The 22,664-nt window shown below is 50.2% G+C and carries 18 protein-coding genes; 10 read left to right on the top strand and 8 right to left on the bottom strand.

What is annotated here, in order from left to right; translation table 11 throughout:
• Positions 1 to 72 precede the first annotated feature (72 nt).
• From H4O21_RS17395 to H4O21_RS17375, 5 genes are all read right to left on the bottom strand, one after another.
• On the bottom strand, positions 73 to 3,279 hold the full coding sequence (locus tag H4O21_RS17395) for an efflux RND transporter permease subunit (RefSeq protein ID WP_182810152.1): 3,207 nt from the start codon (positions 3,277 to 3,279) through the stop codon (positions 73 to 75).
• Between the two features lie 3 nt (positions 3,280 to 3,282).
• Positions 3,283 to 4,506: an efflux RND transporter periplasmic adaptor subunit gene (locus H4O21_RS17390; RefSeq protein WP_182810151.1), complete on the bottom strand. Its 1,224-nt coding sequence runs from the start codon at positions 4,504 to 4,506 to the stop codon at positions 3,283 to 3,285.
• 218 nt (positions 4,507 to 4,724) lie between these two features.
• A complete protein-coding gene (locus H4O21_RS17385; protein WP_182810173.1) occupies positions 4,725 to 6,242 on the bottom strand; it encodes a YifB family Mg chelatase-like AAA ATPase in 1,518 nt (505 codons plus the stop codon).
• A 162-nt stretch (positions 6,243 to 6,404) separates the two neighbouring features.
• Positions 6,405 to 6,680, bottom strand: coding sequence for an accessory factor UbiK family protein (locus tag H4O21_RS17380; RefSeq protein ID WP_182810150.1), 276 nt, complete (start codon positions 6,678 to 6,680; stop codon positions 6,405 to 6,407).
• A gap of 270 nt (positions 6,681 to 6,950) precedes the next feature.
• Positions 6,951 to 7,859, bottom strand: coding sequence for a DMT family transporter (locus H4O21_RS17375; RefSeq protein WP_255487355.1), 909 nt, complete (start codon positions 7,857 to 7,859; stop codon positions 6,951 to 6,953).
• 290 nt (positions 7,860 to 8,149) lie between these two features.
• On the opposite strand from H4O21_RS17375, the gene gmk reads away from it, so the two are divergent.
• The 4 genes from gmk (at position 8,150) to ridA (ending at position 11,724) form a co-directional block, all read left to right on the top strand.
• On the top strand, positions 8,150 to 8,773 hold the full coding sequence (gene gmk / locus H4O21_RS17370) for a guanylate kinase (RefSeq protein WP_182810149.1): 624 nt from the start codon (positions 8,150 to 8,152) through the stop codon (positions 8,771 to 8,773).
• 54 nt (positions 8,774 to 8,827) lie between these two features.
• Positions 8,828 to 9,070 carry a DNA-directed RNA polymerase subunit omega gene (gene rpoZ / locus H4O21_RS17365; protein WP_182810148.1) on the top strand — a complete coding sequence of 81 codons (243 nt, stop codon included), beginning with the start codon at positions 8,828 to 8,830 and terminating at the stop codon, positions 9,068 to 9,070.
• Positions 9,071 to 9,150: 80 nt separating this feature from the next.
• Positions 9,151 to 11,286: a bifunctional GTP diphosphokinase/guanosine-3',5'-bis pyrophosphate 3'-pyrophosphohydrolase gene (gene spoT, locus H4O21_RS17360; protein ID WP_182810147.1), complete on the top strand. Its 2,136-nt coding sequence runs from the start codon at positions 9,151 to 9,153 to the stop codon at positions 11,284 to 11,286.
• A gap of 51 nt (positions 11,287 to 11,337) precedes the next feature.
• Complete coding sequence (gene ridA / locus H4O21_RS17355; protein ID WP_182810146.1) at positions 11,338 to 11,724, top strand: RidA family protein; 387 nt, start codon at positions 11,338 to 11,340, stop codon at positions 11,722 to 11,724.
• Positions 11,725 to 11,874: 150 nt separating this feature from the next.
• Here the strand turns inward: ridA and H4O21_RS17350 are convergent, their stop codons facing one another.
• Both H4O21_RS17350 and H4O21_RS17345 read right to left on the bottom strand, forming a co-directional pair.
• The gene (locus H4O21_RS17350) at positions 11,875 to 13,191 is read right to left on the bottom strand and encodes a methyl-accepting chemotaxis protein (RefSeq protein WP_182810145.1); all 1,317 of its coding nucleotides are present in this window, start codon (positions 13,189 to 13,191) and stop codon (positions 11,875 to 11,877) included.
• Positions 13,192 to 13,629: 438 nt separating this feature from the next.
• Positions 13,630 to 14,562, bottom strand: coding sequence for an NAD-dependent epimerase/dehydratase family protein (locus tag H4O21_RS17345; protein ID WP_368737566.1), 933 nt, complete (start codon positions 14,560 to 14,562; stop codon positions 13,630 to 13,632).
• Positions 14,563 to 14,739: 177 nt separating this feature from the next.
• Between H4O21_RS17345 and recG the strand changes: the two genes are divergently transcribed.
• Together recG and H4O21_RS17335 are read left to right on the top strand one after the other, a co-directional pair.
• A complete protein-coding gene (gene recG, locus H4O21_RS17340; RefSeq protein ID WP_182810144.1) occupies positions 14,740 to 16,821 on the top strand; it encodes an ATP-dependent DNA helicase RecG in 2,082 nt (693 codons plus the stop codon).
• Between the two features lie 173 nt (positions 16,822 to 16,994).
• On the top strand, positions 16,995 to 18,386 hold the full coding sequence (locus H4O21_RS17335; RefSeq protein WP_182810143.1) for an HDOD domain-containing protein: 1,392 nt from the start codon (positions 16,995 to 16,997) through the stop codon (positions 18,384 to 18,386).
• Between the two features lie 88 nt (positions 18,387 to 18,474).
• Here H4O21_RS17335 and H4O21_RS17330 read toward each other — a convergent pair whose 3' ends face one another.
• The gene (locus H4O21_RS17330) at positions 18,475 to 18,750 is read right to left on the bottom strand and encodes an HU family DNA-binding protein (RefSeq protein WP_182810142.1); all 276 of its coding nucleotides are present in this window, start codon (positions 18,748 to 18,750) and stop codon (positions 18,475 to 18,477) included.
• Between the two features lie 141 nt (positions 18,751 to 18,891).
• On the opposite strand from H4O21_RS17330, the gene H4O21_RS17325 reads away from it, so the two are divergent.
• The 4 genes from H4O21_RS17325 (at position 18,892) to phoR (ending at position 22,623) form a co-directional block, all read left to right on the top strand.
• Entirely contained in the window at positions 18,892 to 19,476 is a 585-nt protein-coding gene (locus tag H4O21_RS17325) for a chorismate--pyruvate lyase family protein (protein ID WP_182810141.1), read from the top strand.
• A 7-nt stretch (positions 19,477 to 19,483) separates the two neighbouring features.
• On the top strand, positions 19,484 to 20,371 hold the full coding sequence (ubiA, locus tag H4O21_RS17320) for a 4-hydroxybenzoate octaprenyltransferase (protein WP_182810140.1): 888 nt from the start codon (positions 19,484 to 19,486) through the stop codon (positions 20,369 to 20,371).
• 141 nt (positions 20,372 to 20,512) lie between these two features.
• Positions 20,513 to 21,202, top strand: coding sequence for a phosphate regulon transcriptional regulator PhoB (gene phoB / locus H4O21_RS17315; RefSeq protein WP_182810139.1), 690 nt, complete (start codon positions 20,513 to 20,515; stop codon positions 21,200 to 21,202).
• 38 nt (positions 21,203 to 21,240) lie between these two features.
• On the top strand, positions 21,241 to 22,623 hold the full coding sequence (gene phoR / locus H4O21_RS17310; protein WP_182810138.1) for a phosphate regulon sensor histidine kinase PhoR: 1,383 nt from the start codon (positions 21,241 to 21,243) through the stop codon (positions 22,621 to 22,623).
• Positions 22,624 to 22,664 lie beyond the last annotated feature (41 nt).

Below are 22,664 nucleotides of genomic sequence, written 5' to 3'. Positions count from 1 at the left end.
ATTTCACCTCTTGTCGATCACTGTAATCGACAAGAGGTGAGAAAAATGTGAAAACGTCAGTCAACTCCAGACTTATACTCTAATACCGGAGGCGGTTGCGGTCTGATCAGACGGTTCTGCCAGCTCAGCTAAAGCCTGTTGTTCAGACGTATCCCGCTCAAAACGAGTCACTGCCATATAGAAGACTGGCGTAAACAGCAGACCAAAAAAGGTCACACCCAGCATGCCGGAGAATACCGCAATCCCCATTGCCTGACGCATCTCTGCACCGGCACCGGTCGCCAGTACCAGAGGCACGACACCTGCCGTAAAGGCAATGGAGGTCATCAGAATCGGGCGTAAACGCAGACGACAGGCTTCTAGAATCGCATCCAGACGGCTTTGACCACTGAAGCGACGATCCCTGGCAAACTCCACCATCAGAATAGCGTTTTTACAAGCCAGTGCCACCAGTACGATCAGAGCAATCCGGGTAAAGATATTGTTATCTCCCTGCATCAGCCAGACCCCGGCCAGGGCTGATAGAATGGTCATCGGAATAATCAGCACGATGGCCAGTGGCAAGGTCAGACTCTCATACTGAGCCGCCAGCACCATAAACACCAGAAGTACCACCAGCGGGAAGATATAGATCATGGTATTACCCGCCAGGATCTGCTGATAGGTCACTTCAGTCCACTCAAAGGCCATACCGTCCTGCAGCGTATTGTTCAGGATCTTTTCAATCGCTGCCTGCGCCTGATCGGAACTGTAACCCGGTGCCGGACTACCATTCAGTTCTGCACTAGGGTAACCGTTATAGTGCATGACACGATCCGGGCCGATGGTCGGCTCAACGGTCAGTACTGCACCTAATGGCACCATATCACCCGCCGCATTACGTACTTTCAAGCGCAGAATCTGTTCCGGATCAAGACGGTAATCCGCTTCAGCCTGAGCATTCACCTGATAGGTACGGCCAAACAGGTTAAAGTCATTCACATACATGGAACCCAGGTAGATCTGCAGAGCATCAAACACTTCCGACAGTGGTACACCTTGCAACAGCGCCTGCTCACGGTCGATATTGATATCCATCTGTGGCACCTGGATACGGAAGCTGGAGTAAATACCCATAAGCACCGGGTCTTTACGGGCTTCTGCCATCACCGCCTGCAGGTTATTAAACAGCGCATCAAAGCCCTGATTGGTTCGATCTTCAATCTGCAGCTTAAAGCCACCGGTGGTACCTAAACCCAGAATCGGTGGTGGTGGGAATACCGCGACAAAGGCTTCATCAATGGTCGCAAACTGAGCATTCAGAGCACCGGCAATAGCCCCGGCAGAAAGAGCAGGATCTTTACGCTCACTGAAATCATCCAGAGTGACAAATACAATGCCACTGTTGGAGCTGTTGGTAAAACCGTTCACCGACAGGCCCGGGAAAGCAACGGTTTGTTTCACACCCGGCGCTTCCAGTGCAATCTGTTCCATCTCACGGATAACCGCTTCGGTACGATCCAGACTGGCGGCATCCGGTAACTGAGCAATGGCGACCAGATACTGTTTATCCTGCAGCGGGATAAAACCACCGGGCACTTCATCAAACAGCTTAATCGTACCGCCTACCAGGCCGACATAAACGATACCCACCACGATACCCAGACGAATCAGACGACGAACGCCTTTTTCATACAGGTCACCGCTGCGATCAAATACCTTATTAAACGGTTTAAACAACCAGGCACCAAACAGCAGATTCATCAAACGGGTCAGCCAATCCGGCTTAGCATCATGACCTTTCAGCAACAGCGCGGATAGCGCGGGCGACAGGGTTAGCGAGTTAAACGCCGAAATCAGTGTCGAAATAGTAATGGTCAAGGCAAACTGCTTATAGAACTGACCACTCAACCCATGGATAAAGGCGGTTGGGATAAATACCGCGCACAATACCAGGGCAATGGCGATAATCGGGCCGGTGACCTCGGTCATCGCCTGTTTAGTGGCTTCTACCGGGCTCAGACCCAGGCCGATATTACGTTCAACATTTTCTACCACTACGATGGCATCGTCCACCACAATACCGATGGCCAGTACCAGACCAAACAGCGATAGCGTATTGATGGATACCCCTAACCACTGCATCACGGCAAAGGTACCAATCAGCGATACTGGCACTGCAATCAAAGGAATAATGGAGGCACGCCAGGTTTGCAGGAACAGGATCACGACGATCACCACCAGCAGAATCGCTTCCAGCAGGGTATCGATCACGGCATCAATGGAACCCCGCACAAATACGGTCGGATCGTAAGCGATCTTATATTCCACCCCTTGCGGAAAACGCTCTGCCAGCTGATCCATGGTCTGACGCACCTGATTAGACAGCTCAATGGCATTCGATCCCGGACGCTGAAAGATAGGAATCGCAACGGCTGTCTGACCGTTCAGCAGCGCGCGCAGTGAGTAGGAGTCTTCACCCAGCTCAACTCGCGCCACATCTTTCAAGCGGGTAATAGCCCCAGAAGGATCAACCTGTACGACAACTTGTGCAAACTCTTCCGGGCTTTGCAGTCGTCCCTTCACATTCAGCAGTACCTGGAACTGTTTATCGTTAGTAACGGGTTGAGCACCTAAGGTACCGGCTGCCACCTGACGGTTCTGTTCCCGTACCGCTTGCACAACATCACCCGGTGTCAGATTACGCGCCGCCAGTTCATCCGGCTGCAGCCACAGGCGCATTGAGTATTTACCGCCGCCAAACAGCTGTACATCACCGACACCAGGCAGACGCGCCAGCTGATCTTTGATATTCAGATCGGCGTAGTTGGACAGATAACTGATCTCACGCTCACCAGTGGGTGAATACAGGTGTACCACCATGGTCAGGTTTGGTGAGGCTTTTTCGGCTACCACACCTAAACGCTGTACCTCCTGAGGCAAACGCGGCAATGCCGAATTCACCCTGTTTTGCACCTGGACCTGAGCACGATCAAGATCCGTACCCAGCGCAAAGGTTGCGGTCAGGGTCATGCGACCATCGGTAGTCGCCTGAGAAAACATATACAGCATGTTTTCCACCCCATTCAGCTCCTGCTCCAGTGGCGAAGCCACGGTTTCAGCAATCACTTTCGGGTTAGCACCAGGATAATTGGCGGTCACCACCACGGTAGGTGGCACCACTTCAGGATATTCACTGACAGGGAGCTGGAACAGAGACACCGCCCCGCCCAGCAGAATCAACAGTGACAGCACCGCCGCGAAAATAGGGCGCTGAATAAAGAAATGACTGAACTTCATGGCTTAACCCGCCTTCGCCAGCGTTTGAGCATTTGGTGCGCTATTGGACTCTGACAGCTCCTGCTCAGAGGCTTCTGGCATCAGTTTCATCTGGCTGAGGTCACGGCGATCAATTTCCACCTCACGAGGTTGAATCGGCATCCCCGGACCGACACGGGCCGGACCATTGACCGCAATACGCTCACCCTTGGCTAAGCCTTGTTCAATCACTCGTAGTTCACCGATACGCACACCGGCAGAGACTTTGCGGTACGCCAGGGTGTTATTCGCATCGACGGTCAGCACAAACTGATTTTCCAGATCGGTGCCTATAGCGCGATCCGGCACCACGACACTTAAACGCGCATGATCAGCCGCCATGCGTACACGGGCAAAAGCTCCCGGACGCAGCGCCGGTTGAGTCGCCTCAAAGGTCGCACGCACACGCAGTGTGCCTGTACCCGGATTAACGCGATTATCGATAAAGTCCAGCTGCCCCTGATAAGGGAAACCCTGATCACCACTCAGCTGCAGTGCCGCCATCAGACCGGATTGTGCGTCTACCTGCTGAAACTGACGGTTCCAGGTACGCTCATCCACATCAAAGTAAGCATGCAGTTGATCGGTGGATACCAGAGTGGTCAGTACACTGCTACCGGCCTGCACGTTATTACCTGTGGTGATATAGGCATTAGATACACGCCCTGAAATCGGCGCACGAATCTCGGTAAACTCCAGATTCAGCTCAGCAGCCTGTAAGGCTGCAGACACAGAAGCCAGCTCGGCATGACGCTGGCTGACCAGAAAGCCTCGGGCTTCCGCCTGTTCATCCGACATCGCATTACGGGATTGCAGGCTTTTAGCCCGCTTCGCTTCGGTCTGCGCCTGACGTAGCGCAGCCGTCGCCCGGACACGCTCTGCTTTCAGACGCTCGACTTCGGCCTGAAAAGGGCGCGGATCAATGCGTACCAGCAAATCTCCTTTCTGTACATAACTGCCTTCCGTGAATTCCACAGAATCAATCACACCACTGATTCGTGGGCGTAATTCAACCTGTTCAGGGGATTCAAGACGGGTCGTAAAAGTATGCCACTCAGTCACTTCAGTGTGCAGTACCGTTGCGACATCGACAGGTTGTAATGGACGTGCCTGTGCTGGGGCTGATTGCTGGTCAGAGTCAGCCTCTGCAATACAGCCACTTAAAGTGGCTACCGCTAAAATAACAGCCAGTCTGGAACGTAATTCCATGATCTGCCTCCGGAAAATTCGGGTTTAGTATTCTGATTGAGAGAAGAATAAAGGACGGGTCCTGACAACAAGTGTCAGTGTGTTGTCAGGACAACGTAATTGGCGCTAACTCTCGCAGAAAGCTGTTTAAACCTGTAGGAGGCAGAAGGTTTAATCGGTTTTAACTTCAGGTTTCAGGGATGGCGAATGATGCCAGAGTAAACCATCAGGTTTACGATTCATCCAACCTGTTGCATATAACGATCCAGCTGCCGAAGGCCCAACGCTTCAGAGACGGCAGAGACCCCGACCTGTTCTTCATCCGCCAGATCGGCAATAGTACGGGCGACTTTCAGGATGCGGTGATAACTGCGCGGCGATAAACCTAACTGCTCCATCGCCTGTTGCAGTAATTGACTCGCCTCAGGCTGTAACTGAATAAGCTGGTCCAGTTCTCTGCCGGTCAGATGAGCATTACTTTTGCCCGCCCTTGTCAGTTGCTTCTGATGAGCCAGAGTCACCCTTTCCTGTACCACAGCGCTGGCTTCTCCGGGTTGCACGCTGGCCAGCTGTTCCGGCGGCAGACTGGTAACCGCCACCTGTAAATCAATCCGGTCCAGTAACGGGCCTGATAGACGACTCTGATAACTTTTTACCTGTTTGGCACTACAGCGGCAGGAGCGGATACTGTCACCAAAATATCCACAGGGACATGGATTCATCGCAGCCACCAGCTGAAACTGGCTAGGGTACTTCACCTGCTGGCTGGCACGGGAGATATGGATTTCACCGGACTCCAGTGGTTCTCGCAGCACTTCAAGCACACGGCGATCATATTCCGGCAACTCATCCAGAAACAGAATGCCGTTATGGGCCAGACTGATCTCACCGGGTTTAGGACGTACACCACCGCCGACCAGAGCAACACCAGACGCTGTATGATGAGGACTTCTGAATGGCCGGATGCCCCATTCCTGCAGATCAAACCGCCCTGTGATTGATGATAGCGCCATAACCTCCAGTGCTTCCTGCTCAGTCATTGCAGGCAGAATACCGGGTAAACGACTGGCTAACAGCGTTTTACCGGTACCAGGCGGCCCCACCAACAACAGATGATGCTGACCCGCTGCAGCAATTTCTAACGCACGGCGGGCCTGAAACTGGCCTTTCACATCAGCCAGGTCCAGAATATGCATCAAAGGTGTCGAACGCTGCTCTGGATTCAGTGCCGCCTGCACCAGTGTCTGCTGGTTATGCAAAGCCCCGGTCACCTGTAACAGGTGTTCTGCAGTGAACACCTGATTATCCTGTGGCAGACAGGCTTCACTGGCATTAGCGGCAGGCACCAGCATTTTACGACCACTGCGGGCACAGGCCAGCGCAGCGGGTAAAATACCGGATACTGGTCTTAATTCAGCAGACAGAGAGAGTTCACCGTAACATTCAAAATCAGCCAGCTGATTAACAGGGACCTGCCCCGATGCAGCAAGAACTCCCAGCGCAATGGCAAGATCGTAGCGCCCACCTTCTTTAGGCAGGTCAGCCGGGGCCAGATTAACGGTAATGCGACGTTGAGGGTATTCAAAACCTGCATTAATCAGAGCACTGCGTACCCGGTCTTTGCTTTCCCTTACGGCGGTTTCCGGCATACCGACAATGGCCAGGCCCGGTAAACCATTGGTGAGGTGAACTTCGATTCGCACTTCAGGAGCATCAATACCTACAGAAGCACGGCTATAGAGAACAGCCAGAGTCATCATAACCTCCTTGTCATTGTGATCAGCCGATCTGGCTGAAATGAATGCGTCCTGCATTCTTCAGGTATCAGAAAAAACCGTTTAAACGATCAATCCTCTGATACCTTAATTCCAGAGAACTAAAAAAAAACAGCTTATTTATCTGCTTGCCAGATAATCAGATTAGCTATCAGAGCGGGCTTTCAATAATTCAGCCATCTGAGTTTCCATCTGCTGAACCTGTTTTTCCAGTTCATCAATTTTACTGCGGGTACGCATCAGTACTTCGGTCTGAATATCAAACTCTTCACGGGTCACCAGATTCAGCTTACTGAATGCACTTTCTGCAACCAGCTGCACCTGACGCTTCAACTCGACTTCGCCGGGCAGGCCCTGGCCACCATTCAGTTTTTCGCTCATCTGGCGGGTGAATTCAGAAATCAGTTCAGGTTTTAGCATGGAGTTACCTAATAATCAGACCGGAAAAAAACAGGACTTCAGTGAATCACCGAAATCCGAAGGGATTGTCGATCAATACTACGGTTTAATCAAATATTCGGATAATGTTTCAGGCTAAAAGTTCAGGCTTTAACCACCCGCCCCTTCTCTGCTAACCGGTAAAAAGTCGCAGAACCAGATTCCAGAAGTCATTAACAGTGTTTCACATGCAACTTTTTTCCTTTAAATACAAAGGGATAGAAAAATATGATATTTTCAGGGCAGACGTAATCATGCCCCCGATTTAATACGCCGCTGTTCTGCCCGGATATTAATCAGGTTGCCGCTAAACATCAGCAAGGCTCCTATCAATACAAACCAGTCCACCGTTTCCTGATACAGCATATACCCTAAAAGCATCATCAGAGGTAAACGCATAAAGTCCATCGGCACCACGACTGTTGCATCAGCCAGTCTGAATGCACGGGTCATGCAGTAATGGGCACTCATCGCCGTCACGCCAACCACCATAATCAGCGGCAGACTCTCCAGCGTTGGAGTTTTCCAGTCTGACAGAGAAGGGATCATGCCAAATGGCAGCTGCATCAGTGTCATATAAAACAGAATACACAATGGCGTTTCCGTAGCAGACAAGGATTTTGTCTGAATATAAGACAGCGCATACCCCACGGCTCCGGCCAGCACAGCCAGTGCCGCAGGCTCCAGTACCCCATCTCCGGGACGGATAATCAGTAACAAACCGGTTATTCCCAGAATAAGAGTCAGAATTCGCGCCCTGGTCAACCTTTCACCCAACAGGAAAAAAGCCAGTAAGGCGGTCCATACAGGCGTTGTAAACTCGATGGCAATCACTTCAGCCAGTGAGATATACGCCAGGCCATAAAACCAGCCGTACTGCCCGGCAAAATGAGCAATATTCCGGATCAGGTGTGCTCCGGGTCTGGCCGTTCGAATCTGAGCAAACCCAGGCTTATCCGGGGTACCGCCACTGGTATATCCCTTTGAGCGGCTGATCAGAAAGCCGATCAGCAATACACCGACCACACTACGAAAAAACAGAATCTGAAAGGTGGTGTACTCTGCCGAAAGCTCCCTTCCAGCCACCGCCATAGCAGCAAATGAAATCAGAGTGCCCAGCATCCAGAGGGCAGCAATCAAAGCCGGATGTTGACCTGTCATAGTGATTCTTTCCTGTTATCGGTCTGCCACTGTGATATCACTGGCAGAAAAGCTGCACTTTACCGGATCGGCATTCGCCTGACAGCTCAATTCCCGATAAAATTGATGCTAATAAGCACCTGAACAGAAGTGCTTTTGCTGAAAGCCATCGTATTCTTTCGTCACTGACAGAAGAATGTCGGAATACTTTTGTTCAGATATGAATCATCGCACGGCCCGGAAAAGTCCGGAGCATGCGTTTCACGATCACATTTTTACTCACTATCTGACTATTGTGCGGGATACTCATCATGTCTCAGGGAACTCTTTATATTCTGTCCGCCCCTTCCGGCGCAGGTAAATCCAGTCTGGTATCCGCTCTGCTGGATCAGACAGATGCCATTAAGGTATCGGTATCTCATACCACTCGAGCCCCTCGTCCGGGTGAGAAAGATGGCGTGAACTACAACTTTGTATCCGTGGATCAGTTTAAAGCTCTGATTGCCGATAATGCCTTTCTGGAGCACGCTGAAGTATTTGGTAACTTTTATGGTACTTCCCGCCTGTGGCTGGAAGATCAACTGTCACAGGGTATTGATATTATTCTGGAAATTGACTGGCAGGGTGCCCAGCAAGTACGCAAACTGATGCCAGAAACAGCAGGGATATTTATTCTGCCGCCCTCCCGAGAAGAACTTCAGAAGCGCCTGGACAACCGGGGGCAGGATTCTGCAGAGATTATTGCCGGACGTATGGCTGAGGCCATCAGCGAAATGTCACATTACAACGAATATGATTATGTCATTATTAATGATGATTTTGATCAGGCTCTGGCAGAGCTGAAGGCTGTCATCATCGCACAACGCCAGAAACTGACCTGTCAGCAGGCCAGACATGGTAAACTTCTGACGGATCTCTTGTCAGAGAATCACTGAATTCAGTAAACTGCACGATTCTTTACTGGTTTGTAATTTATCTGGGGATACTAAATGGCTCGCGTTACAGTTGAAGATTGTCTGGAAAACGTTGATAACCGCTTTGAACTGGTGATGGTTGCCAGCAAGCGGGCACATCAGCTCAGCACTGGTGGAAAAGATCCTCTGCTGCCATGGGAAAACGACAAGCCAACCGTTATGGCTCTGCGTGAAATAGCAGAAGGTCATATCACAAATAGACTCCTGAAAGACCCTGAAGCGATTGGTCGCGAAAACCAGGGTTTCGACGAGGAGTAAGTCGTCTATGTCGGCACCTTTTATTTCAGTAATAAACCTGGCTACTCCGTATCAGGCCAGGCAGGAGGAAGGAGTAAACCGTGTCGACAATTGAAGATCTGACCGATCGTTTGCGCGGCTATCTGAAGCCTGAAGAGATTCAGCAGGTACGTCGCGCCTATTTCTTTGCCGAGCAGGCACACGATGGTCAACGCCGTCGTAGTGGTGAGCATTATGTCACCCACCCACTGGCTGTAGCTACGATTCTGGCCAATATGCACATGGACCCGGAAAGCCTGATGGCCGCCATGCTGCATGATGTGATTGAAGATACCCCTGTTACCAAAGAAGCCCTGTCCCGTCAATTCGGCGAAACGGTGGCAGAACTGGTCGATGGTGTGTCTAAACTGACCCAGATCCACTTTGAAGATAAAGCCCTGGCTCAGGCAGAAAACTTTCAGAAAATGGCTCTGGCTATGGCCAGGGATATTCGTGTTATCCTGGTAAAACTGGCTGACCGCCTGCACAACATGCGTACTCTGGGAGCACTGCGCCCGGATAAAAAGCGCCGTATCGCCCGCGAAACTCTGGATATCTATTCACCGATTGCCAGCCGCCTGGGACTGAACACCATACGTACCGAGCTGGAAGAACTGGGCTTTGAAGGCATGCACCCCATGCGCTATGAGCGCCTGAAACGTGCGGTTCAGAGCGTTCGGGGGAATCGTCGTCAGGTCATACGGGAGATTCAGACTGCGTTGCAGGACTGTATTGATACAGAAGAGCTGTCCGGTAAGGTGATCGGCCGGGAAAAACACCTGCTGAGCCTGTACCGTAAAATGAAGGAGCGCCGTAAGTCCTTCTCAGAGATTATGGATGTGTACGGCTTCCGTATCATCACCGATAAAGTAGACACCTGTTACCGTATTCTGGGCGTGATACATAATCTGTATAAGCCGGTTCCTGGGCGTTTTAAAGACTATATCGCAATTCCTAAAGCCAATGGCTATCAATCGTTACATACCTCGTTGATTGGCATGAATGGTATTCCTATTGAGGTACAGATTCGTACCCGTGAAATGGAAGCCATGGCCAATAACGGCATTGCTGCACACTGGTTGTACAAAGCTAATCAGAGTGGAGAAAAAGCTCAGGGTATGACCGGAGCCAGCCATGCCCGTGCTCGTCAGTGGGTTAAAGGCCTGCTGGAGATGCAGCAAAGGGCTGGTAACTCACTGGAATTTATTGAACACGTCAAAATGGATCTGTTCCCGGATGAGGTCTACGTGTTCACGCCAAAAGGCGACATTATGGAGCTGCCTTCCGGAGCAACAGCCGTCGACTTTGCTTATGCTGTGCATACCGACGTCGGCAATTCCTGCGTTGCAGCACGCATTAATCGCCGTCTGTCGCCGCTTAGCGCCCATCTGGAAAGCGGTCAGTCCGTAGACATTATTACCTCACCCAGCGCCCGTCCTAATCTGGCCTGGATGAGTTTCGTTGCCACAGCGAAAGCCCGGAGTGCCATCCGCCACTACCTGAAAAATCAGCAACGCGAAGAGTCGGTTTCTCTGGGCAAACGTCTGCTGAACAAGGCGCTGGATGCCTACAACAAACAGTACGATGATCTGGATAAAGCACAGCTGCAGGTTCTGCTAAAAGAGTTTCAGTATGAGAGCGAACAGGATCTGCTGGAAGATATTGGCCTGGGGAATCGCATGGCCTTCGGCGTGGCCCGTGTCCTGATTGGCCATGAAGAAAGCGCTCAGGCAGATTCCGATAGTCCGGTCTTCAGCAAACTGGCCATCAGTGGCACTGAAGGTATGGTGACCTCTTATGCCCGTTGTTGCCATCCGATTCCTGGCGACCCTGTTGTCGGCCATATCAGCAGTGGCCGTGGCATAGTGATTCATATGGATAACTGCCGCAATATCGCCAGCATCCGTAATGACAGCAATCGTTGCATTCCGATGGACTGGACCGAAGGCGTTATCGGAGAGTTTACTGTGGTACTCAGAGTAGAGGCGGAACATGAAAAAGGCTTTATCGCTTCGCTGGCGGCTCTGATTACTGAAGCCGATGGCAGCATCGAGAAAATCACGACCGAAGAGCGGGATGCTCGTATCAGTCTGATCAATATTGAGCTGGGCGTCAGCAACCGGGTACATCTGGCCAGAGTAATGCGCCGTATCCGTACCCTGAATAATGTTAATCGAATTGTCCGTGCCCGTCGCTGATGACAGGAACAATAATCTATTACGGACAGCGCTACTTGCAGGAGAATACGAATGAGCAATAAAGCCGTTATCCACACTGATAATGCACCGGCAGCAATCGGCACCTACTCTCAGGCTGTAAAAGCGGGTAATACCGTTTATATGTCTGGCCAGATTCCTCTGAATCCGGAAACGATGGAACTGGTTGATGGTGGTTTTGAAGCCCAGGCAGAGCAGGTATTCAAAAATATCTCAGCGGTGGTTAAAGCGTCGGGTGCCGAAATGTCTGACATCGTTAAACTGAACATCTATCTGACAGATCTGTCCAACTTTGCTGTGGTTAATGATGTGATGAGCCGCTACTTTTCACAACCTTATCCAGCTCGCGCTGCGGTAGGCATCAGTGAACTGCCTAAAGGTTCTCTGATCGAAATTGAAGGCGTGGTCGTACTGTCGTAAACAGTTATCCCCTCGTTGATACAGGCCTGAAAAAAGAATGGCAATCTGCTTCAGCCAGAAGCTGTAGCAGATCGCCGTTCTTCACAGAGACGCTTTTTTCAGGTACATCAAAGATGATCTCCCTTGAAAGAATCTCTGACAGCCAGAACATTACAGACTCTTTTTAAACTGCCCAATCGCATCGACCACCTGACGGGCGCCGGTCTGAATATCATTCATCACCTGTCCGGCTTCATTCGATAACTCCAGCGCCTTGCTGACCTTCGTCAGGCTTTCTTCTATCAGCAGTACCGCTTTTTCTGTCAGCTGCTTATTTTCTGAAACGACTTTAATAATCTGCTCTGTTGCAGAGCTGGTCCTTGATGCCAGTTGACGTACTTCATCCGCTACCACCGCAAAACCCCGTCCCTGTTCTCCGGCACGGGCCGCTTCAATAGCCGCATTCAGAGCCAGCAAATTCGTTTGCTCTGCAATGCCACGGATACTCTCGACCAGGTCAGATACCTTCATCGACTGAGAGTCCAATTCAAAAATACCTTTACTGGCATCTTCCATCTGCACAGATAACTCATTCATAGTCTGAATGGTAGATTCCAGAACACGGATGCCTTCTGAAGTATCGGAATCTGTTTTATGTGAAATGTTGTAAGCAATTTCTGACGTTTCTGAAATCGCTTCTTCCCGATTCATCTGGTCAGTAATCACGGTGGCAAATTTGATAACTTTATACAGTTCACCACCATCATCATGAATCGGGTTATAACTGGCTTCCAGCCAGACAATATTGCCATTACGGGCAAAACGCTTAAAACGTCCGGATACAAATTCACCAACGGCCAGCCTGCGCCAGAAGTCCTGGTATTCATGAGATTCCGTCTCCAGAGGATCACAGAACATTCTGTGATGCTGGCCAATAATCTGGCTTTTATTATACCCGGTGCTTTTCAGAAAGTTATCATTGGCATTCAGAATAATGCCCTCCAGGCTGAACTCAATCACCGCCGATGACCGATTGAGCGCAGCAATCATATCTTCCTGCTCACGGGACTGAGAGATAGTCCGGGTCAACTCAACAGCATACACTCTCAGCTCTACGGCATCAGTTTTTACATGCCTCATAGGCTGGACAATAATCCGGTACCAGGCTTCACGCCGGTCTTTGGTTACCAGCTGAAGCGCACCATGCCAGTGCTTACCAGAATGAATCGCATCAAACATTTTCTGGCAGTGCTCTTTATTCAGAGATTTTTCTGCCACAAGATCCCGCAGGTTCTTACCGGTAATTTCGCCCAGGGAGTAACCAGAAGACTGCAAAAAGCGCTCATTAGTGGTCAGAAATGATCCCTTTTTATCCAGAGAAAAACACAGCATCTCTGCCTGAAGATCATTTTGCATATCGTGAAATACAGCCAGCTCTTCTTCGAGCTCATCAATGCGAGACTGTAGTTTCTGATTACGAAACAGCATGTTTTACACTCCTATGTCTTGCAAATAGTGTGTCAGCGCCCGAACAAAGTGTTTATAAAAAATGGTCGTATTCATCAGTCGACGGCTGAAGAATGTCAAAGGCTTTTGTTCAGGCATGGATCTCCATTTCAACAGGAGCCAGACATTCTGGAAGTATAACTCTGACTAATCCAACAGTCGTGATCAGATGATCCCCTGTCGGTCTATTTCTGAAGAAAGGCAATAAGTGTCCCTTAACCCTCTGATAAAAATTTATCCAGGTAAACTGAAAAAGTGAGAAAACCGTTAATCGGAACTCATCCTGTCAATAAGAGAAGGAAGATATATGCTACCACGGTATAAATTTTTTGATACCCAATGGGTCACATTATCTTATATAAGAAAAACCCCGTCACGGCTTCCATGACAGGGTTCTGATAGAAGTCAGTTTTTCATCGGTTAATCGTAAATTTTTGCCCGCTCTTTTTCCTCTGCAATTTCCTTTTTTACTTTTTTCAAAGCATCAATATATCCATCTTTGTATGTCGGATAGATAAACTGATACCCTGTCGCCAGCAGACGCTTATTGATACAACGCTTACTGGAAGCTCTGCGTCGCGTTGGCGATTCAACCATTTCTGTCGGAATCACCTGCAGAATATCGGCCATCCAGCTCATCACCTCATGAATCGGTTCAGATGCCTGATCAGTTGCCAGATAAATGTTATCCAGTGTCTGGCCGGATTGAGCCAACATCAGCAGATGATTCAGTACACCGGCACAATCATCACTGTGAATCCGATTGGAGTACATCACCGGTATTTCCGGAGCCATACGCCCCTGGCGCACCTGACGAATCAACATGTCCCGCCCCGGACCATAAATACCAGAGAAACGAACAGAGGTTGCCGGAAGATTACTTTTTCTTAACCGCTCTTCTGCCTGCAGCATAATACGCCCGGCAAAACCGGCCGGTTTAGGCTCAGTATTTTCATCCACTTCTTCGCCTTCACCCTGCCCATAAACACTGGTGCTGGAGACAAACAGAATATGCTTTGGCTGATGCTGACGTGCTTTCAGCCAGTCCAGCATATTGGCAATACCGTCGGAATATGCTGCCTGATAGGCCTCTTCAGCAAAGCCACCAGCTGCAACAGAGTACACAATAAAGTCCGGACTGAGTGTCAGTGCCTGCCAGGATTCTTTATCAGACACATCCAGTGTCACAGGCTGAACGCCATCCGGTAAATTCTGAGGATTACGCCGTGCACCGTACACGGAATGTCCTGCGTTAATCAGTCCCTGAGCCGTACGACCACCGATATCTCCGCAGCCGACAATCAAAATCTCCTGTGCGTCCACTTTCCCATCTCCCCGGTCATTTCCGAACACCTGAAAAAGCCTGTTTTTCAACTCTGTCAGCCTGTGGGCTGCCAGATAATGCAATACCAGCTTCAGGCGTATATTATCTGCAAAATACTGTATGCTTATTCAGACGTTATCTGACAGCATACGCCACCGATACATTCAAATTAACCACATCGCAGCTGTAAATGCTATGGGGACTTTATGCCAGCACTGACCACTGACAGTCTGAATAAACCTGTGACCCACCTGAAAGGCGTGGGTGCTGCGCTGGCAGAAAAACTGGCCAGACTTCGCATTTATACCATTGAAGATATGCTGTTTCATCTGCCTCTGCGCTATCAGGACAGAACCAGAATCACTCCTATGGGCGCTGTGCGGCGTGGAGATGAGGTCGTGCTGGCAGGACAGGTATCACTGGCCGATGTCGTAACGGGGAAACGCCGGGCACTGATTGTTCGCCTGCAGGACGGTACCGGTAGTATCACCTTGCGCTTTTTCCACTTTAATGCCGCTCAGCAAAAGCAATTTCGCAAAGGCGTACTGGTACGCTGCTATGGAGAAGCACGCCCCGGAGCTAATGGACTGGAGCTGTACCATCCGGAATACCAGCTGGTACAGACCGATCAGCCCCCTGAACTGGCCGATCACCTGACACCGGTTTATCCCCTGACTGACGGCCTGACTCAGAATCGTCTGCGCCAGCTGATCAGTCTGGCATTAAGTGAACTGAACAAAGCAGAAGTACCGGACTGGCTGCCTGCTGAACTCTTTCCGGATCTGCCGGATCTGAAGACCTCTTTGCAACTGCTGCATGAACCACCGCCAGATGCACCGGTCGATGCACTCAGTGAATACAGACACCCCAGCCAGAGACGGTTGATTATGGAAGAGCTCATCGCTCAGCAGCTCAGTCTGCTGAAATTGCGTCAGGAACATAAGCACCACAAGGCCCCGATCTTTAGCAGTGGTCAGGATCTGTGCCAACAACTGACAGATCAGCTTCCTTTCCCATTGACCGGCGCCCAGACCCGGGTTATCAGTGAAATCAACCAGGATATGACTCAGAGCAGCCCTATGCTGCGCCTGGTTCAGGGAGATGTGGGGGCCGGTAAAACCCTGGTTGCTGCCATGGCCGCACTCAAAGCGGTCAGTGCCGGCTTTCAGGTGGCGGTGATGGCCCCAACCGAAATTCTGGCTGAGCAGCATTACCATAGCTTTCAGCAATGGCTGGCCCCAATGGGGCTTGATGTTGCCTGGCTGGCCGGAAAGCTGAAAGGTAAAGCTCGACAGGAACAACTGGATAAAATAGCCTCAGGCTGCCCGGTTTCAGTGGGGACTCATGCGCTGTTTCAGGAACAGGTCGAATTTTGTCAGTTAGGTCTGGTGATTGTCGATGAGCAGCACAGATTTGGCGTGCATCAACGTCTGAGCCTGCGCGAAAAAGGTCGTCAGGGCGATACTTATCCCCATCAGCTGATTATGACTGCGACTCCCATTCCCCGCACACTGGCTATGAGTGCCTATGCGGATCTGGATACCTCTGTTATTGATGAACTGCCACCAGGCAGAACTCCCATTGAAACCGTTGCTCTGGCAGATACCCGTCGGGATCAGGTGATCGACCGCATTGCCGCTGCCTGTCATGAAGGCAAACAGGCTTACTGGGTCTGCACACTGATCGAAGATTCTGAAACTCTGCAGTGTCAGGCAGCAGAGAGTACTTTTGCAGAGCTACAGGAAAAACTGCCGGGCCTCAGAATTGGTCTGGTTCATGGCCGTATGAAAGCACGGGAAAAAGCAGAAATCATGGCACGCTTTAAGGCGAACGAGCTTCAGTTACTGGTCGCAACAACGGTGATTGAGGTCGGTGTGGATGTCCCTAATTCAACACTGATGGTTATCGAAAACCCTGAGCGCCTGGGGTTATCACAATTGCATCAGCTAAGAGGGCGTGTCGGACGCGGCAACCAGCAAAGCTACTGTGTGCTGATGTATCACACACCTCTATCCCGTAACGGAAAAGCCCGTATTGCTGTGATGCGTGATACTCAGGATGGCTTTGTCATTGCTGAAAAAGATCTCGAACTCAGAGGCCCAGGAGAAGTACTGGGGACCCGTCAGACCGGACTGGCACAGATGAAAATTGCCGATCTGGTCAGAGATCAATATCTTCTGGACGAGGTCAACCAGGCCGCGATCAGATTGATTAAGCATTACCCTCAACACCCGGAACCTCTGATCCAGCGCTGGCTGAGTGGTGCAGAGCAATATGCTCAGGTGTAATACCTCCATCCAGGGGGGAGTCTTATATTTATTGATCAGTTCCTCCCTTTACCACAAAAAAAACGATTGTCTGTAGGATAAAACTTAAAAATACATCTTCAAAATTCGACATGAATCTCAAACAATCGAAAATAGTCAGTTATACTTGCCAAAGTTTTTTGCCGGAGAAAGTTATGTCCACAGAGGGAATCACTAAACAACTATCGGATTGCATCAAGCGTGCTACCCAGCCGACTGACTTCCCAGAAGATCTGAAAAAACGTCTGGTTCCCAGAAACAGGGCAACTCCCCGGCAGCTGATTCGCTCGACCATTCTGGAAGGAAAAGAAGGCACCCGGCATATTCTGGCATTTCCGGCCCACTGTCTGCTGGATATGAAGCTATATGAAGGCTACCGGGCCATCACGCCTGAAGCCAAGCAGTCTCTGATGAAGCGTAAAAAGCTACAATCCGTCCCTGCTTTGCCTGGTATACTGGATTACCAGCTGATTGCAGACCAGCGTTGTCTGGATAATGACCTGCTTTATACTGAATCAGGGCATCCTCAATGGCTGCTGGAGTTTACTAAAGAAGAATACCTGGACATCATTCATCAGGGTGGGCGTATTGAAGCTTTCAGTATTCCTCTGGTATCTATCCGCCCCAACCTGACAGCGGTTGATCAGGATGAACTGGAAATTAAGGCAGCCATTGAAACGATCACTTCCCGACGTATCCGGACCCGGCTGGCCGAGAGTATTGAAATCCCCCCTTTGCCTCTGAGTGCACATAATATTATCCAGCTCAGAGACGATGAAGATGCAGACTCCGATGAACTGGCTTCTATTATTGAAGCAGACCCCAGTCTGGCTTCACAGGTCATCAGCTGGGCTAACTCACCATACTACGGCCTGCCTGGACAGATTCGCTCAATCCAGGATGCTGTTATCCGGGTGCTGGGGTTTGATCTGACCATGAACCTGTCTCTGGGCCTGTCCATGAGTAAAAACCTGAAAATGCCGGGCGACGGTATTTTTGGTTACCATAATTACTGGCGTGAAGCAGTGCTGAAAGCTCTGCTGATGGAAAAACTGGTCAAGAAGATCCCGAAAGAAAAGCGCCCTTTTGCTGGCCTGTGTTACCTGTCAGGTCTGGTGCATAACTTTGGCTATCTGATTATCGCAGAGATTTTTCCACCCTATTTTTCTCAGTACTGCCGCTACCAGGAAGCTAACCCTCATGTACCGGCCATGTACATAGAACGCTTTTTATTCGGCATCACCCGTGAACAGATTGCCAGCTTTCTGTTTCACTCCTGGGGACTGCCAGAAGAAATCTGCAGCGCCGTACGTCATTTGCATAACGCCTCTTATGAAGGACTGCATCACTCCTATGCCAACCTGTTGTATACCGTTAACCAGCTGGTACAACCAGATGGAGAATTGAAAGTCGGTAAGTTACCCGGACCTTTACTGAACCGTCTTGGGCTGGAAAGAGAAACCATTCAACAGGCTGTCGACAGTCTGGCAGACTTTACAGAAGAGCTGGGGTCACTGGCCGAATTACTGGAAAAGGCCGGTAAATAGGACTAATTCTCGAAAAAAGCAAGAGCAGATATAAAAAAACCGGAAGTCAGCGTTCCGGTTTTTTCATACTTTATGCAGGCTGCAAAACTTAACCGTCAACGGCATCCTTCAGCTTCTTACCAGGCTTAAATCCGACAGTTTTACTGGCCGGAATTTCCATCGCTTCACCTGTCTGAGGGTTTTTACCCATACGTGCACTACGCTCACGTACAGAGAAAGTGCCGAAACCAATCAGAGCTACAGAATCATTTTTGGCTACTGCGCTTGTAATTTCGTCCAGAACAACATTCAGTACTTCATTGGCTTTATCTTTTGACAGCTCCGCTTTCTCTGCGATGGCTGCTGCCAGTTCAGGCTTACGCATGCGCTTTCCTCTTTATTATGTCTTTATCAGATCCGTATAACCGACAGTTATTTAAGCAGTCCCCCCAGGCGGATGCAAAGGTTTTTTCAGGTCTGTGGTAGAATCGCAGGCCTTATTTTACAGGTATATCAGAGGTAAGATTTGAATCTTCGGTTATTCCGTTCCCAGGCAGCTATTCAGCGCTCGGCCTGGGATCAATTGCACTGGACCAGTCCTCACGCTCCCGGACACCAGAGACCGGATAGTCAATGGCATGACTGGCTGATGAATCCCTCATCCCTGACCCGGCGTCTTCAGGCTGAAAGCCAGCAAATTTTCCGGGTGGAGAAAACAGATCAGCAGATACTGAAACCGGCGCTGAATGAAGCCAGTCTGCTGGGCATGCACAGTCAGCAATATGCTCTGATTCGTCAAGTCATTCTGTATGGCCAGGAACAACCCTGGGTGTTTGCCCGTACCGTCATTCCTCTATCCACATTAAACGCAGGAAATCGCCATTTGATGCGTCTGGGCAATCGCTCTTTAGGTTCGGTTCTGTTTAAATACTCCCATATCCGGCGTGCACCGATTCAGATCACCAGAAAAAATAACCGATTTACAACTGACTTTATCTGGGGACGCCGTTCAATTTTCGAAATACATCAAGCACCACTTCTGGTCACAGAGCTGTTTCTCGAGCCTTTTGCCGATCACAGCAACCTGCCAGATCTGAAGCCCGGATTCTGATCGCGCTATGACTGACCGACCTCTTCACCAGCATATTATCAAGCAACTCCCACACTACCTGAAACTGATGCGGGTTGACCGTCCCATTGGCACATATCTGCTACTCTGGCCAACGTTGTGGGCACTGTGGATTGCCGCCGAAGGCTTACCGGATATCCGGGTTCTGGTTATCTTTGTCCTGGGCGTTTATGTGATGCGTGCTGCCGGTTGTGTGATCAATGACTTTGCCGACCGTAAAGTTGATGGCCATGTCGAGCGCACCCGGGAACGGCCACTGGCAACCGGTGCTATCACGGCTAAAGAAGCCTTGTATCTGTTTGCCGTTCTGGGAGTCATCGCTTTTCTGCTGGTACTGATGACGAATACGCTCACCATTATGCTCTCTGTGGGAGGTATCGTACTGGCCTTTATCTATCCATTTATGAAGCGCTATACTCATCTGCCTCAGGTCGTACTGGGTGCGGCCTTCTCCTGGGCCATTCCCATGGCTTATGCTGCTCAGACCAGCACGGTTCCAGTAGAAGCCTGGCTGCTGTTTACTGCCAACCTGCTATGGACTACAGCATATGATACCCAGTACGCGATGGTTGATCGTAATGATGATCTGAAGATAGGCGTTAAATCCACCGCCATTCTGTTCGGGGATCTTGATCGTCATATTATTATTCTGTTACAGATTCTGGCTGTTATAGCACTGATCATTACAGCCGGTATGAAAGAGCTGGGGCTGTACTTCTATCTGGGGCTATCCGGTGCCATCCTGTTATTCGTTTACCAGAGTAAGCTGATCTGGCAAAGAGAAAGAGAAAGCTGCTTTAAAGCTTTCCTGAACAACCACTGGGCTGGCTTACTCATCCTGGCCGGTATCATCCTGGACTATACTTTACAGGCTTAATATCTGCCTGCTCCGGGCCTGATATTCACAACTCAGATATACGGGCAGAGCAATCAGTTCAGCCGATGTCATCTTATTGTCATATTTACTCGCTGTAATATGTGCAATATTGATGACATAACCGAATGACGGGATAACGCAATGACAGGAAAAACTGTCCTGATCGTGGATGATGAAGCTCCGATCCGTGAGATGATTGCCGTAGCTCTGGAAATGGCCGATTACAATTGTCTGGAGGCAGAAAATGCCCAACAGGCTCATGCTCTGGTTATTGACAAGCGTCCGGATCTGATCCTTCTGGACTGGATGATGCCCGGTACCAGTGGTGTAGAGCTGGCCCGCCGCCTGAAGCGGGATCCTCTGACGGCAGAAACCCCCGTCATTATGCTGACGGCTAAAGGTGAAGAGGATAACAAAGTTCAGGGACTGGAAGCCGGTGCGGATGACTATATCACCAAGCCGTTTTCCCCTCGCGAGCTGGTTGCCCGCCTGAAAGCGGTTCTGCGCAGAACGACTCCGAAGGGTATTGAAGATCCGGTTGAAGTCGATGGTCTGGTGCTGGATCCGGCCAGCCACAGGGTCACTTCTCATGGAGAACCTCTGGAAATAGGCCCAACAGAGTTCCGCTTATTGCAATTCTTTATGACCCATCAGGAACGTGCATACACCAGAAACCAGCTACTGGATCAGGTCTGGGGTGGCAATGTTTATGTTGAAGAGCGTACAGTGGATGTACATATTCGTCGTCTCCGTAAAGCGCTTGGTGAAAAACATGAGCATCTGGTACAGACCGTTCGCGGCACTGGTTACCGTTTCTCTGTGAAAGTTTAATCACACTTTGTTTCGGCTCTGACTAAGACGGCTTTACTGTGACCCATATCTGGCGAAATGAACTGACTCGTATTCTGTATATCCTGCTGTTTGCCGGAGTCGTTGGCTGGATCTCCGGATCCATCGCCTGGGCAATATGTACAGTACTGGCGCTTTATCTCTGGTTTGCTCTGCGTTTTCTGATGCGTCTGGATCAGTGGCTGGAGGGCAGCCCGGATCAGTCCCCCCCTGAGAGTTGGGGAATATGGGGCTATCTGTTCGACAAGTTGTATCATAACCAGAAACGCCATCACCAGAATCAACAGCGCCTGATCGATATCATAAGTAAAGTACAGCGCTCCAGCGGGGCTTTGCGAGATGCTGTCGTAATGATAGATCAGAACGGTAACCTGGAGTGGTGGAATAACGCCGCAGAAACACTGCTGGGATTGCGTTCACCTGCTGATAAAGGCCAGGGTATAACCAACCTGTTACGTGATCCTCGCTTTATCGCTTATTATGATCGTCAGGATTACCATGATCCCCTGACTCTGGCCTCACCGATGGATGATAATCTGATACTGGAATATCAGATCACCATCTTCGGGCGGAATGAACGCCTGATGCTGGTCAGAAATGTCACCCGCTTGCACCGCCTGGAGCAGATGCGCAAAGATTTCGTCGCCAACGTATCCCATGAGCTGCGTACTCCACTGACAGTGATCAATGGTTATCTGGAAACCTTTGCTGACTTCAGTGACCAGCTACCACCACGCTGGGGACGTGCAACTCAGCAGATGCAACAGCAGTCCCGGCGTATGCAGAACATCATTAATGACCTGCTATTGCTATCACGCCTGGAAACAACGGATATCGAAGGTCAGCAGCAACATATCGAAATGGACCGCCTGATTGACAGTATTCGTCAGGATGCCTTGCTGCTCAGCGGGGAAAAGGCGCATAACATTCTGATTGATAATCAGTGTGATGCCCAGGTGATAGGTTCAGAAAATGAGATTCGCAGTGCCGTGTCCAATCTGGTATTTAACGCAGTCAAATATACGCCACCGGAATCCAGCATTATCATTCGCTGGCAGGAAACCAGCCAGGGGGCGACCCTCACGGTGGAAGATAATGGGCCGGGCATCAACCCCAGACATCTGCCCCGCCTGACAGAACGCTTTTATCGGGTCGATAAAGGTCGTTCGGCAGAAACCGGCGGGACAGGGCTTGGATTAGCAATTGTGAAGCATGTACTGATTCGTCACAACGCCCGTATGGAAATTAAAAGCGAACTGGAAAAAGGCTCCCGTTTTATCTGCCTGTTCCCTCTGCATCGCCTGCACTGGGATCAGGAGCATCAGCATAAAGAGACGGCAGCGGCAACACCGGCCTTATCCGACCTGATGACATCGCAGGATAGTCGGGAGTCTCTCAGGTAAATCTGCCATTGGTCTGAGTTAACCGGACATAAAAAATCCCG

Source organism: Oceanospirillum sediminis (assembly GCF_014164585.1).
GTDB lineage: Bacteria > Pseudomonadota > Gammaproteobacteria > Pseudomonadales > Halomonadaceae > Oceanospirillum > Oceanospirillum sediminis.
The sequence above is the reverse complement of the archived record's forward strand: the minus strand, read 5'-3'. Positions and strand labels throughout refer to the sequence as shown.

What these genes read in the sequence shown, in the direction of transcription:
- H4O21_RS17380 (WP_182810150.1), bottom strand. Translation starts at nt 6,680, where the DNA reads ATGCTAAAACCTGAACTGATTTCTGAATTCACCCGCCAGATGAGCGAA.
- H4O21_RS17395 (WP_182810152.1), bottom strand. Translation starts at nt 3,279, where the DNA reads ATGAAGTTCAGTCATTTCTTTATTCAGCGCCCTATTTTCGCGGCGGTG.
- H4O21_RS17335 (WP_182810143.1), top strand. Translation starts at nt 16,995, where the DNA reads ATGTCCACAGAGGGAATCACTAAACAACTATCGGATTGCATCAAGCGT.
- H4O21_RS17385 (WP_182810173.1), bottom strand. Translation starts at nt 6,242, where the DNA reads ATGACTCTGGCTGTTCTCTATAGCCGTGCTTCTGTAGGTATTGATGCT.
- H4O21_RS17390 (WP_182810151.1), bottom strand. Translation starts at nt 4,506, where the DNA reads ATGGAATTACGTTCCAGACTGGCTGTTATTTTAGCGGTAGCCACTTTA.
- recG (WP_182810144.1), top strand. Translation starts at nt 14,740, where the DNA reads ATGCCAGCACTGACCACTGACAGTCTGAATAAACCTGTGACCCACCTG.
- H4O21_RS17330 (WP_182810142.1), bottom strand. Translation starts at nt 18,750, where the DNA reads ATGCGTAAGCCTGAACTGGCAGCAGCCATCGCAGAGAAAGCGGAGCTG.
- ubiA (WP_182810140.1), top strand. Translation starts at nt 19,484, where the DNA reads ATGACTGACCGACCTCTTCACCAGCATATTATCAAGCAACTCCCACAC.
- ridA (WP_182810146.1), top strand. Translation starts at nt 11,338, where the DNA reads ATGAGCAATAAAGCCGTTATCCACACTGATAATGCACCGGCAGCAATC.
- H4O21_RS17375 (WP_255487355.1), bottom strand. Translation starts at nt 7,859, where the DNA reads ATGACAGGTCAACATCCGGCTTTGATTGCTGCCCTCTGGATGCTGGGC.
- H4O21_RS17350 (WP_182810145.1), bottom strand. Translation starts at nt 13,191, where the DNA reads ATGCTGTTTCGTAATCAGAAACTACAGTCTCGCATTGATGAGCTCGAA.
- rpoZ (WP_182810148.1), top strand. Translation starts at nt 8,828, where the DNA reads ATGGCTCGCGTTACAGTTGAAGATTGTCTGGAAAACGTTGATAACCGC.
- phoB (WP_182810139.1), top strand. Translation starts at nt 20,513, where the DNA reads ATGACAGGAAAAACTGTCCTGATCGTGGATGATGAAGCTCCGATCCGT.
- gmk (WP_182810149.1), top strand. Translation starts at nt 8,150, where the DNA reads ATGTCTCAGGGAACTCTTTATATTCTGTCCGCCCCTTCCGGCGCAGGT.